A 15965-nucleotide genomic window follows, 5' to 3' on the forward strand; every position below is an offset into this window, starting at 1 on the left:
AACCCGGGTCGCGCAGGCGTGACACGCACCCCTTCCGGTGTCCAGCATCCGGACACACCGTCCCGCAGAGTTGACACCCGCGCGGCGTTGCGGCTAGCGTCGTCGCCGTGACACCGCTGACCGGCCTCGTACTTCCCAAGCGCGTCGACGCTTAGGGAAGTCCTTCCGCTGCGTCGACGCGCGACCCTCGTGCGACCTTACGGTCGGCGAGGGTTTTTTGTTGCCCAAGGAGAAGAGCTTCTTCGCCGTACCGCATCAAACTGACCCGAACGAGTGACACCGAGACCCACGAGGCAGAACCGATGACCAGTGCCACGTCGCGCAGCGACGCGAAACCCGGGCCGACGCCCGGTACGTCCGGAGCTCGTCCGAAGCCGGCGCCCCCGGCGGGAACGCCGGTGCGCGTCACCGGCGCCCAGTCACTCGTGCGCTCGCTCGAGGCCGTCGGCGCCGAGGTGGTCTTCGGCATCCCGGGCGGCACCATCCTGCCCGCCTACGACCCGCTGCTCGACTCGACGAAGGTCCGCCACGTCCTGGTGCGCCACGAACAGGGCGCGGGGCACGCGGCGACCGGCTACGCGCAGGCCACCGGCAAGGTCGGCGTGTGCATGGCCACCTCGGGCCCCGGCGCGACCAACCTGGTCACGCCGCTCGCGGACGCCAACATGGACTCCGTCCCGGTCGTGGCCATCACCGGCCAGCAGACCCGGGCGCTGATCGGCACGGACGCGTTCCAGGAAGCCGACATCTGCGGCATCACCATGCCGATCACCAAGCACAACTTCCTCGTGACGGACCCGGCGGAGATCCCGCGGACCATCGCCGAGGCGTTCCACCTGGCCGCGACCGGCCGGCCCGGCCCGGTCCTGGTGGACATCCCCAAGGACGTGCTGCAGGAGATGACCTCGTTCTCCTGGCCGACCGAGCTGCGCCTCCCGGGTTACCGCCCGACGCTGCGCCCGCACGGCAAGCAGGTCCGCGAAGCCGCGAAGCTGATCGCGAAGTCGCGCCGCCCGGTGCTCTACGTCGGCGGCGGCGTGATCAAGGCGGAAGCGCACGAGCAGCTGAAGCAGCTCGCCGAGCTGACGAACATCCCCGTCGTCACCACCCTGATGGCGCGCGGCGCGTTCCCCGACTCGCACCCGCAGCACCTCGGCATGCCGGGCATGCACGGCTCGGTCGCCGCGGTCGCCGCGATGCAGCGCGCCGACCTGCTCATCGCGCTCGGCGCCCGCTTCGACGACCGGGTCACCGGCCAGCTGTCGTCGTTCGCGCCGGACGCCGCGGTCGTGCACGCCGACATCGACCCGGCCGAGATCTCCAAGAACCGCAAGGCCGACGTGCCGATCGTGGGCGACTGCAAGGAGATCATCGGCGAGCTGATCGCCGCGGTCACCACGGAGTTCGAGCACGGCGGCAAGCCTGACCTCGCCGACTGGTGGACCCAGGCCGACGACTGGCGCAAGGGCTACCCGGCCGGCTACGAGTGGCCCGACGACGGTTCGCTGTCGCCGCAGTACGTCATCGAGCGGATCGGCCAGATCGTCGGCCCGGACGCGGTGTACGCCGCCGGCGTCGGACAGCACCAGATGTGGGCCGCGCAGTTCGTCAAGTACGAGAACCCGCGCACCTGGATCAACTCCGGCGGCCTCGGCACCATGGGCTACGCCGTGCCCGCCGCGATGGGCGCGCAGTTCGGTGTCCCGGGCACGCAGGTCTGGGCGATCGACGGCGACGGCTGCTTCCAGATGACCAACCAGGAGCTGGCCACCTGCGCCATCGAGGGCGCGCCGATCAAGGTCGCCGTGATCAACAACGGCAACCTCGGCATGGTCCGGCAGTGGCAGAACCTCTTCTACTCGGAGCGGTACTCCAACACCGACCTCGGCACGCACAAGCACCGCATCCCGGACTTCGTGCTGCTGGCCGAAGCGCTGGGGTGCGCCGGCCTGCGCTGCGAGACGAAGGAAGACGTCGACGCCACCATCCGCCGCGCGATGGAGATCAACGACCGCCCCGTCGTGATCGACTTCGTGGTCGGGAAGGATGCCCAGGTGTGGCCGATGGTCGCCGCGGGCACCGGCAACGACGAGATCATGGCGGTCCGGGGCATCCGGCCGCTGTTCGACGACGACGAGGTTTCGGTCGAGACGACCGAAGCCGTCGAAGCTGCCGCGGAAGGTGAGCGCTGATCATGAGCGTCCACACGCTGAGTGTCCTGGTCGAGAACAAGCCCGGCGTGCTCGCGCGCGTCTCTGGCCTGTTCTCCCGCCGCGGCTTCAACATCGAGTCCCTTGCCGTCGGGCCCACGGAGAACCCCGAGGTGTCCCGGATGACGATCGTGGTCGCCGTGGAAGAGCTACCGCTCGAACAGGTGACGAAGCAGCTCAACAAGCTGGTCAACGTGATCAAGATCGTCGAGCTGGAGCAGTCGACCGCCGTGCAGCGCGAACTGCTGCTCGTGAAGGTGCGCGCCGACAACACCGTGCGCAGCCAGGTCCTCGAAACCGTCCAGCTCTTCCGCGCCAAGGTGGTGGACGTCTCCCCGGAGGCGCTGACCATCGAAGCGACCGGGACGTCGGACAAGATCGGTGCGCTGCTGCGGATGCTGGAGCCGTATGGCATCCGCGAGCTCGTTCAATCCGGCATGGTCGCGGTGGGGCGGGGCGCCCGTTCCATCACCGCCACATCACCGCGTTAAAGAAGTAAGTCAGGAAAGGAAGCAGTAACCCCCATGGCAGTGGAAATCTTCTACGACGACGACGCCGACCTCTCGATCATCCAGGGGCGCAAGGTCGCTGTCATCGGCTACGGCAGCCAGGGCCACGCCCACTCGCTGAGCCTGCGCGACTCCGGCGTCGACGTCCGCATCGGCCTGCCCGAGGGGTCCAAGTCGCGGGCCAAGGCCGAGGAGCAGGGCCTGCGCGTGCTCACCCCGGCCGAGGCTTCGGCCGAGGCCGACCTGATCATGATCCTGGCGCCGGACACCAAGCAGCGCTTCATCTACGAGCAGGACATCGCGCCGAACCTCAAGGACGGCGACGCCCTGTTCTTCGGCCACGGCTTCAACATCCGCTACGACCTGATCAAGCCGCCGTCCAACGTGGACGTCGCCATGGTCGCCCCCAAGGGCCCGGGTCACCTCGTGCGCCGCCAGTTCGTCGACGGCAAGGGCGTCCCGGCGCTCATCGCCGTGGAGCAGGACGCGTCCGGCAACGCCCAGGCGCTCGCCCTCTCCTACGCCGCCGCCATCGGTGGCGCGCGGGCCGGCGTCATCAAGACGACGTTCACCGAGGAGACCGAGACCGACCTCTTCGGCGAGCAGGCCGTGCTCTGCGGTGGCGCGTCCGCGCTGGTGCAGACCGGCTTCGAGGTGCTCACCGAGGCCGGCTACGCCCCGGAGATCGCCTACTTCGAGGTGCTGCACGAGCTCAAGCTGATCGTCGACCTCATGTACGAGGGCGGCATCGCGCGCCAGCGCTACTCGATCTCCGACACCGCCGAGTACGGCGACCTGACCCGCGGCCCGCGCGTCATCTCGCCGGCGGTCAAGGAAGAGATGAAGAAGATCCTCGGCGAGATCCAGGACGGCACGTTCGCCCGCGAATGGGTCGCCGAGGACGAGGCCGGCCGGCCGAACTTCACCAAGCTCGAGGAGCAGGGCAACCAGCACCCGATCGAGGCGACCGGCAAGAAGCTGCGCGACCTGATGTCGTGGGTGGACCGGCCGATCACCGAGACCGCCTGAGCTTTTCCCGCAAGACGCTGAAGGGGACGCCCGCCACGGGCGTCCCCTTCAGTGCGTCTTGGCTACGCTGAGGAGCATGACCGACGACAAGGCGCACATCCGGCACCACCTCGACCTTTCCGGGGCCGAGTGGATCCGGGGCGAGCCCGCGGGCGTCACCCTCGACGAGGTCGTCGAGTACGCGTTCGTCGAGCACACCGACGGTGCCACCTACGTCGCGATGCGCCGTTCGCCGGACGTCGACGGCACGATCATGGTCTTCACGACGTCGGAGTGGGACGCGTTCACGAAGGGCGTCGACGACGGCGAGTTCGACGACCTCGGGGCTTAGGAACCCAGCTTCGCGGCCAGCTCGGGGATCTTGCCGAGATCGCCGGCGATGCCGAGGTGGTCGCCGTAGTCGCGGGACTCCGCGATGAGCCCGTCGCGGACCCGCAGGACGAAGATGTTCGCGATCCGCACCGGGCGCCCGCCGTACTCGCCCTGGTAGGCGAACTCGCCGATCAGCACCTCCGGATCGGTGCCCTGGTAGGTGACCAGGTCCGCGACCTCGAAGCCCGGGTTCAGCGCCTTCCCCGCCGCGAAGTGCGCGCGCAGCTCGTCGCGGGTGCGCACGACCTCGGCGCCCGGCAGGAACGGGTGCGTCACGTGGGTTTCTTCGGCGTACAGCTCCGGCAGCTCGTCCCAGCGCCCGCCCGCGACGCCGTGCACGAGCCGCTCGAACACCGTGCCCGAGCCCTCCGGCGTGACCGGCGAGAGCGCCCGCGGCGGTGCCTGCTCGTACGCCTTCACCAGCTGGTCGACGCCGTCGCGGATGACCGCGAGCTTCAAGTGGTCGTGGTAGTCGCGGGAATGGACGATCAAGCCGTCGCGCACGCGCAGCACCTGGATGTTGGCCGCCGCGATCGTCCGGCCGGTCTCGATCGACTCGGCGTCGTAGTCGTATTCGGCGACGATCACCTCGGGGTCGGTCGTCTCGTGCACGACGACGTTCTTGCGCTTGAGCCGGTACGCGCCCGCCAAGGCGCCGGTGAACCGCTCGTGGACCGCGTCGCGGCCGGTCAGGCGCGTCGGCCGGGGGACGGCCTGTGGGTGCTCGACGACGGTGTCCTCGGCGTAGAGCGCGGAAAGCTCGCCGAAGCGGCCTTCGCTGATCCCGTCGGACAACGCGGTGAAGACGTCGCGCGGTGCGGTCATGGTTCCTCCCAGAAGACAAAACGGAGTCTGCAGTCCGTCTCCGAAGATACGGACTACAGACTCCGGTTGTCTAGCGAAGCAGCTCACGGGCCGCGGGCTGCCCGCACACCTCCGCCCACGTCTCGGGAGTGCTGCCGAAGTTCGCGTCCCGCGCCCCGCGGTCGGCGCCGGCTTCGAGGAGGGCGTCGATGACCTCGAGGTGCCCGGACTGCGCGGCCAGGTGCAGGGCCGTGACGCCTTCGCCGTGCCCCGGCCCGCCGAACGTGCCCGGGTGGTTCACGGCGGCGCCGAGGTCGAGGAGCGTCCGGACGGCGGCGAGCCTGCCCTGCGCCGCCGCCCACGCCAGCGCCGTGCCGCGGTAGACGTCGGCGTCCACGTCGGCGCCGCGCGAAACCAGGGTGCGCAGGGCCTCGGTGCGGTCGTTGCGGGCGGCCCAGGCGAGGGCTTCGTCGCGGGCTTCGGCCGGGTCGCCGCTCGGGTGCCAGGCCGGGAAACCGCTGTGGGGCCGGTAAAAACCGCGGTGGGCGCCGCCGCGGCCCGACGTCAGGAGCTCGTCGAGGAGGGCGCCGTCGCCGAGCCCGGCCGCGACCCGCAGGTTGCCCGGCGCCCGGCTGTGCGCGGCCAGGGTTTCCGCGGCTTCGCGGTGCCCCCAGAAGAGGGCGACGACCAGGGGCGTGCCGCCGTCACCCCGGGCGGCGACGTCGACCGGGGCGCCCGCGGCGAGGAGCAGGTCGAGCAGCAGCGGCAGGTTGCGGTACGCGGCCTGGTGCAGGGGGGTCCAGCCGTGGACGTTGCCGCGGGCGGGGTCGGCGCCGTGGGCGAGCAGGACGCGGCTGAGCCGCTCGTCGCAGGTCGCGCCGGCCATGCCGAGCAGGTCGTTGCCGTTGGTGCCGCGGGCGGTGACCAGCCCGGGGAACTCGTCCAGGAGCGCTTCGAGCTGCCCGGCGTCCCGGGCCTCGACCGCCCGGTACGCGCGGGCGAACGGTTCACCGCTGTCCACAAGGGACTTGATGTGCGCGCGAAGTGCTTTCCAGGAAACGAATCCGTGCTCGCGGGCCACCACCACGCGGGCGCCGTCACGGGTGAGCGGCTGGCCCCGGCGCTCGAACGGCTCGCGTGCGCCGGGTGTTTCGTCCTCGGCGGAGGCGAGCAGCCCGAGCGCGCGCTCGGCGTAGTACTCGACGTCCTGGTGGTACGGGTGCTGCAGGGTTTCGCCGTGCTCGGTGACGCGCCGGACGTAGGCCTGCAGCTTCGGCCAGCTCGGGAACCCGTGCTCCCGGGCGATGCGGAACTGCGCTTCGGACAGCTTCACGGCTTCGGCGCGCGCGAGTTCCTTCGCGCGTTTGCGCAGCTGGTCCAGGCTGGGTTTGGCGGGCAGCACGCCCATGGTGCCTCCTTCCCTCGTCGCCCGTGGTCCGCCGGCACCGGGCAGGAAAGAAGGTGCGGAGCTGGTGGTGCGGTGCTGCAGGGGTGGGCTCTGCCCTTTCCGCGGACGGGGCGCGGCCCGCACCGCGCCCCGCCAGCGTACCCCCGTCAGGGCAGCAGGTCCGCCAAGCGGCGGTAGGAGTCCTTCGTCCGGGCGAGGACCTGGACGCAGACGTGGTCGGCGCCCGCGTCGAGGTGCGCGCGGATCCGGTCGGCGATCCGCTGTTCGCCGGTGACGACGACGGCGTCGACCAGGCGGTCGCTGCCGCCGCCGGCGAGGTCGTCGTCGGTGAAGCCGAGGCGGCGCAGGTTCGTCCGGTGGTGCGGTGCCTGCCGCACGTAGAGCCCGGCGTGCTCCCGCGCCGCCTCCGGGGCCGCGTCGAGCACCACCGCCTGCTCGACGGCGAGGTACTTGCCCGGGCCGAGCCGTTCGCGCGCCATCGCCGTGTGCTCCGGCGGGACGAAGTACGGGTGGGCCCCGTCGGCGCGTTCGGCCGCCAGGTCCAGCAGCTTCGGGCCCAGCGCGGCGAGCAGCCGGCGCGGGCGGGGCGACGGCCGGGGCAGGCCCGGCAGCTCGGCCGCGTCCATCCCGTCCAGATACTCGCGCAACGCCGTCAGCGGGCGGGCGCCGGGCCGGTGCCCGCCGAGCCCGGCGATGAACCGGCCCGGGTAGGCCTCGCCCAAAGCCCGGACGGCGCCCTCCGCGGCGAGGGGTGACCGCTGGTCGAACCGCGCGACCCCGGTGGCGACGGTCAGCTTCGCCGTCGCCGCGAGCAGCAGGGCGGCTTGGGTGAACGCCTCCCGCCCGGCGTACTCGCCGAACCAGATCGCGTCGAAGCCGAGTTCTTCCACTTCCGCGGCCGTTTCGCGGAGTTCGCCGATCGGGGCGCCGTCGAAGAACCGCCAGATCCCGACGCTCATCGGAGCACCGCCGGGGCCAGCTCGACGAGTATGTCCACAGTGGACTCGAAGGTGGCCGCGGACGGCGTCAGCAGGACGTGGTCCGCGCCCGCGTCGAGCACTTCCCGCACGCGTTTCGCGATGGTCGCGGCGTCGCCCCAGAGGACGAGGTCGTCGACGAACCGGTCGCTCGGGCCGTCGATGTCCGCTTCGGTGTAGCCGAGCCGTTTCCAGCCCGCGAGGTAGGCCTTCACCTGGAACTCCCGTGACTGCGCCACGCTGCGCCGGACACTCGCCCGGGCGTCCTCGCGGCTGCCGAGCAGGACGGTCTGGTGGGGGACGAGCAGCTTGTCCGGCCCGAGGATTTCGCGCGCGTACGGCGTGTGCGAGACCGGCTGGGCGAACGGGTGCGCGCCGTCGGCGTGGTCGCGCGCCAGCTCCAGCATCTTCGGCCCGACCGCGGCCAGCACGCGCGGGAACGCCACCGGGGCCGGGTTTTCCGCCGCGACCGCGTCCATTTCGGACAGATAGGCCCGCATCCGGTCCAGTGGCCGGTACTCCTCGCCGTACTTCGCCGCCTGGAACGCGTGGCCGATGCCGACGCCGAGCACGAACCGGCCCGGGTGCGCGTGGGCGAGGGTCGCCCCGCCCTTTTCGGCGGTCCGCCCCGGACGCGCCCAGGTGTTGGCGATGCCGGCGCCGAGCACGACGTCCGGCACCGAGGCGAGCAGGTCGCCGAAGGCCGCGAACAGTTCGCGGCCGCCGGGGCCCTCGCCGCTCCAGACCGAGCCGTAGCCGGCTTCGGCGAGCCGCCGCGTCGCCGCGCGTTCGACGTCCGGGGGCGGGGCCAGCGGGGCGCTCGGCAACCAGGCGCCGACCGCGCCGAGCCGGGCCCGCGTGTCTTCGATCAGGGTCATCCTCGAATTCCTCCCAGTAAGATGAGGCTACCTCCGGTTAATATACGGAGGCAGCCTCCGATTGGCTACCCGGTAAGGTCGGGAGGGCGATGACCGACGTGAAACCGATGCGCGCGGACGCCCGCCGCAACTACGAGCGCCTTCTCCGGGAGGCCCAGCGCGCCTTCGCCGAACACGGCGTCGAGGCGTCCCTCGAAGACATCGCGCGCCGCGCCGGGGTCGGCATCGGCACGCTCTACCGGCACTTCCCGACCCGGGAAGCGCTGCTCGAGACCCTCCTGAGGGCTCGGTTCGACGGCCAGGCCGATCGAGCACGCGAACTGCTGACCCATCCCGAACCGCTGAACGCGCTGCAGACGTGGCTGGCCGGCCTCGGCGATGCCACGGGCACCTACCGCGGCCTGGTCGAACTGACCGCCGACGCGCTGAGCGACGAATCGTCCCGGTTGTACGCGTCGTGCCACGCGATGCGCGACGCCGGTTCCCAGCTGGTGGAACGCGCGAAGGAAGCGGGCGAGCTCCGCGCCGACGTCACCACGCACGAGCTCCTTCTGTTGCTGCACGCGGCATCCTGGGCGGGCGGGCACCTGCCCGGCGAAGGGGGCATGCAGCGCCTGCTGGCTCTTGTTTTCGAAGGATTACGAGCGAGTTAACACCATGGGAAGCCAGGGGGCCGTCCAGCGGGTTAAACTCCGCCACGACCGGGGCACAACGACGTGCTGAATCCGTCTGTCGACACCTGGAAGCGACCAGATAGTGGGAGCCGCATCGTGAGCAAGCCCAGCAAGCCCGTCGTCCTCATCGCGGAAAAGCTCGCGCCTTCCGTGCTGAGTGTGTTCGGTGACGAGGTGGAGGTCCGGCACGTCGACGGCACGGACCGGTCCGCGCTGCTCGAGGCGGTGAAGAGCGCCGACGCGCTCCTGGTCCGCTCCGCCACCAAGGTCGACGCCGAGGTCTTCGGCGCCACCACGCAGCTGAAGGTCGTCGCCCGGGCCGGCGTCGGCCTGGACAACGTCGAGGTGCCCGCGGCCACCGAGCGCGGCGTCCTCGTGGTCAACGCCCCGACGTCCAACATCGTCTCCGCCGCCGAGCACGCCGTCGCCCTGCTGCTGTCGGTCGCGCGGCGCGTGCCGGCCGCCGACCAGAGCCTCCGCGGCGGCGAGTGGAAGCGCAGCTCGTTCTCCGGCGTCGAGCTGCAGGGCAAGACCATCGGTGTGGTCGGCCTCGGCAAGATCGGGCAGCTGTTCGCCCAGCGTCTGGCCGCCTTCGACACGAAGCTGATCGCCTACGACCCCTACGTCTCGGCCGCGCGCGCCGCGCAGCTGGGCATCGAGCTCGTCACCCTCGACGAGCTGCTGACCCGCGCCGACGCCATCTCCATCCACCTGCCGAAGACGCCGGAGACCAAGGGCCTCATCGACGCCGAGGCACTGAAGAAGACCAAGCCGGGCGTCATCATCGTCAACGCCGCCCGCGGCGGGCTGATCGTCGAGGAGGACCTCGCCGAGGCGCTGCGCTCGGGCCACGTCGGCGGCGCCGGCGTCGACGTCTTCGTCACCGAGCCGACCACGTCCAGCCCGCTGTTCAACCTGGAGAACGTCGTCGTGACCCCGCACCTGGGCGCCTCGACGGCGGAGGCGCAGGACCGCGCGGGCACCGACGTCGCGAAGTCGGTGCTGCTGGCGCTGCGCGGCGACTTCGTGCCGGACGCGGTGAACGTCTCCGGCGGCGGCGCGGTCGGCGAGCACGTCCGCCCGTACCTGTCGCTGACCCAGAAGCTCGGCACGCTGCTGACCGCGCTCAACCCGAAGGCGCCGACGTCGGTGACCGTGCAGGTCAAGGGCGAGATCTCCAGCGAGGACACCGCCGTGCTGCAGCTGGCGGCGCTGCGCGGCGTCTTCACCGGCGTGGTCGAGGACCAGGTCACGTTCGTCAACGCGCCGCAGCTGGCGGAGAAGCTGGGCGTGCAGGTCGAGCTGACGACCGAGCCGGAGAGCCCGAAGTTCCGCAGCCTGGTCACGGTCCGCGCGGTGCACTCGGACGGGCAGGCGCTGACCGTGTCCGGTTCGGTCACCGGCAAGGACGAGGTCGAGAAGCTGGTCGAGGTCAACGGCCGCGGCTTCGACCTGCGCGCCGAGGGCACGGTCCTGCTGGTCGAGTACCCGGACCGGCCGGGCGTCATGGGCCGCGTCGGCACGCTGCTCGGCGAGGCGGGCATCAACATCGAGGCCGCGCAGATCAGCCAGACCACCGACGGCTCCGACGCGGTCATGCTGCTGCGCGTCGACCGCCACATCGACGCGCACCTGCTGGAGCCGATCGGCGCCGCGGTGGGCGCGCACACGATCCGCGCCGTCGACTTCAACTGACGCAACGCTTTCGAAGGCCCCCTGTCACCCGGCAGGGGGCCTTCGTGCGCAATCACATTCACATAACGGAGTCCTTTGCCTACGTAAGTAGGTGTTTTGGGGCATTAAGTTCTCCCCGCGAGGTTGAACCACGCGTCGTCGAGGGCACGGCGCTGTGCCGCGCTTCACCGTCGGGGGTGTCAGGAGCGGCAGGCAGGTTCGGGTCCAGACCTCGAGTAAGGGGCCGACTCATGAGCAGATCCCGCTTACCCGCTCGCGTCACGACGGCGTTCTTCGCCGTCGTGCTGGCGGCCGCGCTGGGGGCGCCGGTGGCGAGTGCAGCGGACGCTCCGCTCGCCGACGGTGTCGCACCGGCGAAGATCGACGACGCTCAGCTCCAAGGCAAGCTTTCGCCGCGCCTGGGCGCCGCGCAGGGCCGCGTCACCGCGTTCGTCGAGCTGGCCAAGAAGCCCGCCGTCGACGCGTTCACCGCCGCGCAGCCGCAGGGCAAGGACCAGGCCAAGCGGGCCGCCAAGGCTGCCAAGGCCGACACCGCCGCCGCGGTCGAGTCCGTGGTCGGCCAGCTGCGCGCGGGCAACGCCCAGCCGCAGGTCGTCACCCAGACCGCCAACGCCGTCCCCGGCGTGGTGGTCACCGCCGACGCCGCCAAGCTGCGCGAGGTCGCGAAGCGGGCGGACGTCGTCGCGGTCCGCACGGTCGTGCCGAAGACCCGCACGAACGCCAGCGCCGAGCAGCTGACCAACACCCTCGCGGCGTGGCAGCAGACCGGCAAGTTCGGCGACGGCGTCCGCGTCGGCGTGATCGACGACGGCATCGACTACACCCACGCCGACTTCGGCGGCCCGGGCACGCAGGCCGCGTACAAGAGCGTCGATTCCACCAAGCCGACCCCGCTGTTCCCCAGCGCCAAGGTCGTCGGCGGCACGGACCTCGTCGGCAACGACTACGACGCCGCCACGGCGGGCAAGACCACCCCGAAGCCGGACCCGAACCCGCTGGCCTGCGGTGAGCACGGCACGCACGTCGCCGGCACCATCGGCGGCTTCGGCGTCACCGCCGACGGCAAGACCTTCAAGGGCGACTACAAGAAGCTGGACGCCAAGAAGGTCGACGCGATGCAGATCGGCCCGGGCACGGCGCCGAAGTCGCTCCTCTACGCCATCAAGGTGTTCGGCTGCGCGGGCTCGACGAACGTCACCTCGCAGGCGCTGGACTGGGCGCTCGACCCGGACGGCGACGGCGACTTCACCGACCACCTCGACGTCGTCAACCTGTCGCTGGGCTCCGACTTCGGCGCCCCGGACGACCCGGACTCGCTGTTCGTGCGCAAGCTCGCCGCGAACAACGTGCTCCCGGTGATCTCGGCGGGCAACGGCGGCGACATCAACGACATCGCCGGTTCGCCGGGCAACACCCCGGAGGCGCTCACCGTCGCCAGCACGCGCGACGCGGGCATCCTGCGCGACGCCGCCGAGGCGAAGGCGCCGGCGACCGCCGCGGGCCAGAAGACCGGGCAGTACAGCCAGAACTACACCGGCTACGACACGCTGGACCTGACGGCGCCGGTCGTCGCGTTGTCCGCGGCGAACAACGCGGGCTGCGCGCCGTACTCCGCCGAGGACAAGGCGAAGGCAGCCGGCAAGTTCGTCTGGCTGGAGTGGGACGACAACGACTCGACCCGCGCCTGCGGTTCGGCGGCGCGCGCCAACAACGCGCAGGCGGCCGGGGCGAAGGGCGCGCTGCTGTCGTCCACTTTGGAGCACTTCAGCGCGGGCATCGCGGGCAACGCGGCGATCCCGATGTTCCAGTTCACCGGCTCCGCGACCAAGACGCTGCGCGCGGCGCTGACCGCGGGCACCCTGCAGATCCGGCTCTACGGCACCGGCCGCGCCTCGATCCAGACCTACGACAAGACGATCGTGGACACCCCGAGCTCGTTCACCTCGCGCGGCACCCGCGGCCCGGCCGTCAAGCCGGACGTCGCCGCGCCGGGTGACACGATCACCTCGGCGTTCCGCGGCAGCGGCAACGGCCGGACCGTGCTCTCGGGCACCTCGATGGCCGCCCCGCACACCGCGGGCATCACCGCGCTGGTCCGCCAGTCCCACCCGGACTGGTCGGTCGAGGAGGTCAAGGCGTCGGTCATCGACACCGCCGGCCACGACGTCTCCGACGGCGCCGGCCACACCTACGCGCCGCAGCGCGTCGGCAGCGGCCGGATCGACGCCAAGGCGGCGCTGGACAACCAGGTGCTCGCCTACGTCCAGGACGACCCGGGCGCGGTCAGCGTCAGCTTCGGCACGGTCGAAGCGTCCGGGCCGGTGACGCTGTCGAAGACGATCAAGCTCGTCAACAAGGGCGTCACGCCCGCCGAGTACACCGTCGCCTACCAGGCGGTCAACGCGCTGCCGGGTGTCGAGTACACAGTGGACAAGCCGACGGTGAAGCTGACCCCGCGCGGCACCGCCAAGGTCAAGGTGACGCTGAAGATCACCGACCCGAAGGCGCTGCGCAAGGTCATGGACCCGACCATGCAGGCCACCCAGGCCGGCCTGGCCCGCCAGTTCGTCGCGGACGCCTCCGGCCGCGTCGCCTTCACGCCCACCAGCGGCGCCAAGGTGCCGCTGCGGGTTTCGGTCTACGCCGCGCCGAAGCCGGTGTCGACGATTTCGACGCCGCAATCGGTCAAGTTCGGGCCGGACGCGACCCAGGCCGTGCTGAACCTGACCGGCAAGGGCGTCGACCAGGGTGCCGGCGCGCAGCGGTACCGCTCGCTGATCAGCGTGCTCGAGCTGCAGGCGGAGTCCCCGCAGCTGCCCGAGTGCGACGCGGACGTGGTCACCGACTGCACGCTGAACAAGACGGCCAAGGGCGGCGACCTCCGCTACATCGGCGCGGCTTCGACCGCTCCGCTGGCGAAGGCCCAGGGCGAGCCGGAGAACGCGATCCTCGCGTTCGGCCTTTCCACGTGGGGCGACTGGGCGAACATCGGCAGCAACACCTCGCCGTTCGTCGACATCGACACCACCGGGGACGGGCAGCCGGACTTCGAGACCTACGTGACCAAGGCGACGTCCACGGACGTGCTGCTGGCCGTCACGGTCGCGCTGACCGCGGGCTTCCCGACGGTCGACGTCCAGGCGGTCAACGGCCAGCTCGGCGACGTCGACACCAACGTGTTCGACACGAACGTCGTCACGCTGCCGGTTTCCCTGGCGGCGCTGGGCATCGACGCGAACGCCGACAGCCACCGCATTTCCTACACGGTGGGCACCAGCGGCTTCTACGTCGCGCCGGGCACGACGAACGGGCTGATCGACTACGTCGGGACGCCGCTTTCGTTCGACGCGCTCGCCCCGGGCTACTCCGTCCAGGGCGGCGGCGACGCCGCGCTGGGCTACGTCGCGAAGCCGGGCACGGCGCTGGTCGTCACCCGGAACGCGGCTTCGGCCGCGGCGGACAACGCGCTCGGGCTGCTCGCCATCGAGCACCACAACGCCGCGGGGAACCGGGCGAACGTGGTCAAGGTGGACGCCGCGCCGGGCGGCCAGGCGGCGCACGGCCGTCAGCCGATCGGGGTGGGTCGCCGCTAGTCCGCGGCAAGATCGATCTGTGCAGGAACAGGGGCGTCTCCGGCGGCTTCCCGCCGGGGGCGCCCCTGCCCGTATTCACCCGATTGGGTGTCTCACCCTGCGGGAGGATGCGGCATAAGGGTGGTGCGGCTACGGCCGTTTGTCTACGGCCGGTAACCTTCCGGCTGCTGGCGTTTTGTTGCGGTGGGCCATCGGTGCGCCGGTGGCCCGGTCGACGGAGGTGTGTGGATGCGGCTCGCGGTGATCCCAGGTGACGGGATCGGGCCCGAGGTGGTCTCCGAGGCGCTGAAGGTGCTCGGCGAAGTAGTACCGACGGCGGAGATCACGAACTACGACCTCGGCGCGGCCCGGTGGCACTCGACCGGCGAGCTGCTCCCGGAGTCGGTCCTGGGCGAGCTCCGCCAGCACGACGCGATCCTGCTGGGCGCGGTCGGCGACCCGACGGTGCCGAGCGGCATCCTCGAGCGCGGCCTCCTGCTGCGCCTGCGGTTCGAGATGGACCACCACGTCAACCTGCGCCCGGCGCGGCTGTACCCGGGCGTCCGTGGCCCGCTGGCCGACGCGGGCGACGTGGACATGGTGGTCGTGCGCGAAGGCACCGAAGGCCCGTACGCGGGTACTGGCGGCCTGCTGCGCAAGGACACGGAGCACGAGATCGCGACGGAGGTCAGCGTCAACACGGCGTTCGGCATCCGCCGCGTGGTCGCGGACGCGTTCAACCGCGCCGAGGCCCGGCCCCGCAAGCACCTGACGCTGGTGCACAAGACCAACGTGCTCGAGTACGCGGGTTCGCTGTGGTCGCGCATCGTCGAAGAGGTCTCGCTGGAGCACCCGGAGGTGACGGTCGCCTACTCGCACGTGGACGCGGCGACCATCCACCTGGTCACCGACCCGTCCCGGTTCGACGTGATCGTCACGGACAACCTGTTCGGCGACATCATCACGGACCTGGCGGCCGCGGTGACCGGCGGCATCGGCCTGGCGGCGAGCGGCAACCTCGACATCACGCGCCGGAACCCGAGCATGTTCGAGCCGGTGCACGGTTCGGCGCCGGACATCGCGGGACAGGGCCTGGCGGACCCGACGGCGGCGGTGCTGTCGGTTTCGCTGCTGCTGGACCACCTGGGCCAGAAGGAAGCCGCACGGCGGATCGAGGCGTCGGTGGCGTTCGACCTGGCGACGCGGGACCAGTCTTCGCCGGGGGCCACGCAGGCCATCGGTGACCGGCTGGCGGCGCTGGTTTCGTCGAACGTGCGGACGGCCGGCTGAGTTTTCGTTTTGTCGGGAAGGCCCCGCACCCCTGGTGGTGCGGGGCTTTTTCGTGCGCGCGGGTTGGTGGTGGGCGGGCTCGGGCTTGGGATGGCCCGCTCTTGGGGGTACTCCCGGGGTTTCGGCAAAGTCGCGCGGCCAGGTCACTCCGCCGCCGGTGACCCGCTCGCCGGCGCAACGCTGCGGACCGCACCGACGTGACTTTGCCGGAGCCCTTGGGGGTGCTCCGGTCTGGGGTTGCTCGGTCTCGAATGACCCGGTCTCGGAACGTCGCGAATGACTCATTCGGGACCACTGACGTCCCCAATGAGTCATTCGCGACCCCACCGCCGGCGCCTTGTCCACAGGACCACCGTGCTGTGGACAAACCAGTGCCCGAACCTCTTCCCGGCCGGTTTTGTCGGCGGACGCCGATAGACTGGACCGGGGTCAGCCCCCAGGGACGGGTGGGGCTTGCGGGGTGGGGTGTTCCCGGATCGTGGGAGCTTGACCCAGCTTGTGGACTTCGCCGGAAGCCCTGTGGCATGATGCGACCATGACCAGCTTC

12 protein-coding genes are annotated in these 15965 nt (G+C 71.1%); 8 read left to right on the forward strand and 4 right to left on the reverse strand.

The features are described 5' to 3' along the window. The first annotated feature begins 302 nt into the window (after positions 1 to 302). From AB5J73_RS21055 to AB5J73_RS21070, 4 genes are all read left to right on the forward strand, one after another. Positions 303 to 2192 carry an acetolactate synthase large subunit gene (locus AB5J73_RS21055; RefSeq protein WP_370971463.1) on the forward strand — a complete coding sequence of 630 codons (1890 nt, stop codon included), beginning with the start codon at positions 303 to 305 and terminating at the stop codon, positions 2190 to 2192. 2 nt (positions 2193 to 2194) lie between these two features. Then, positions 2195 to 2701, forward strand: a complete 507-nt coding sequence (gene ilvN / locus AB5J73_RS21060) for an acetolactate synthase small subunit (protein WP_370971464.1) — start codon at positions 2195 to 2197, stop codon at positions 2699 to 2701. 33 nt (positions 2702 to 2734) lie between these two features. Further along, the gene (gene ilvC / locus AB5J73_RS21065; protein ID WP_086842286.1) at positions 2735 to 3748 is read left to right on the forward strand and encodes a ketol-acid reductoisomerase; all 1014 of its coding nucleotides are present in this window, start codon (positions 2735 to 2737) and stop codon (positions 3746 to 3748) included. Positions 3749 to 3824: 76 nt separating this feature from the next. Beyond that, complete coding sequence (locus AB5J73_RS21070) at positions 3825 to 4079, forward strand: DUF397 domain-containing protein (protein ID WP_370971466.1); 255 nt, start codon at positions 3825 to 3827, stop codon at positions 4077 to 4079. Here the strand turns inward: AB5J73_RS21070 and AB5J73_RS21075 are convergent. From AB5J73_RS21075 to AB5J73_RS21090, 4 genes are all read right to left on the reverse strand, one after another. Continuing rightward, a complete protein-coding gene (locus tag AB5J73_RS21075; protein WP_370971468.1) occupies positions 4076 to 4945 on the reverse strand; it encodes a nuclear transport factor 2 family protein in 870 nt (289 codons plus the stop codon). The two genes, AB5J73_RS21070 and AB5J73_RS21075, sit on opposite strands and share 4 nt — an antisense overlap. 70 nt (positions 4946 to 5015) lie before the next feature. Then, positions 5016 to 6332: an ankyrin repeat domain-containing protein gene (locus AB5J73_RS21080; RefSeq protein ID WP_370971470.1), complete on the reverse strand. Its 1317-nt coding sequence runs from the start codon at positions 6330 to 6332 to the stop codon at positions 5016 to 5018. A 146-nt stretch (positions 6333 to 6478) separates the two neighbouring features. Next, complete coding sequence (locus AB5J73_RS21085; RefSeq protein ID WP_370971471.1) at positions 6479 to 7291, reverse strand: TIGR03620 family F420-dependent LLM class oxidoreductase; 813 nt, start codon at positions 7289 to 7291, stop codon at positions 6479 to 6481. Further along, a complete protein-coding gene (locus AB5J73_RS21090) occupies positions 7288 to 8187 on the reverse strand; it encodes a TIGR03620 family F420-dependent LLM class oxidoreductase (RefSeq protein ID WP_370971473.1) in 900 nt (299 codons plus the stop codon). The genes AB5J73_RS21085 and AB5J73_RS21090 overlap by 4 nt, the downstream gene beginning before the upstream one ends. A gap of 89 nt (positions 8188 to 8276) precedes the next feature. Between AB5J73_RS21090 and AB5J73_RS21095 the strand changes: the two genes are divergently transcribed. The 4 genes from AB5J73_RS21095 (at position 8277) to AB5J73_RS21110 (ending at position 15418) form a co-directional block, all read left to right on the forward strand. Then, the gene (locus tag AB5J73_RS21095; protein WP_370971475.1) at positions 8277 to 8840 is read left to right on the forward strand and encodes a TetR/AcrR family transcriptional regulator; all 564 of its coding nucleotides are present in this window, start codon (positions 8277 to 8279) and stop codon (positions 8838 to 8840) included. Between the two features lie 117 nt (positions 8841 to 8957). Then, entirely contained in the window at positions 8958 to 10556 is a 1599-nt protein-coding gene (serA, locus tag AB5J73_RS21100; RefSeq protein WP_370971477.1) for a phosphoglycerate dehydrogenase, read from the forward strand. Between the two features lie 230 nt (positions 10557 to 10786). Beyond that, on the forward strand, positions 10787 to 14149 hold the full coding sequence (locus AB5J73_RS21105) for a S8 family serine peptidase (RefSeq protein ID WP_370971479.1): 3363 nt from the start codon (positions 10787 to 10789) through the stop codon (positions 14147 to 14149). 228 nt (positions 14150 to 14377) lie between these two features. Further along, on the forward strand, positions 14378 to 15418 hold the full coding sequence (locus AB5J73_RS21110) for a 3-isopropylmalate dehydrogenase (protein ID WP_125306359.1): 1041 nt from the start codon (positions 14378 to 14380) through the stop codon (positions 15416 to 15418). The last annotated feature ends 547 nt before the right edge of the window (positions 15419 to 15965 follow it).

The sequence above is a fragment of the Amycolatopsis sp. cg9 genome (assembly GCF_041346945.1).
Classification (GTDB): domain Bacteria; phylum Actinomycetota; class Actinomycetes; order Mycobacteriales; family Pseudonocardiaceae; genus Amycolatopsis.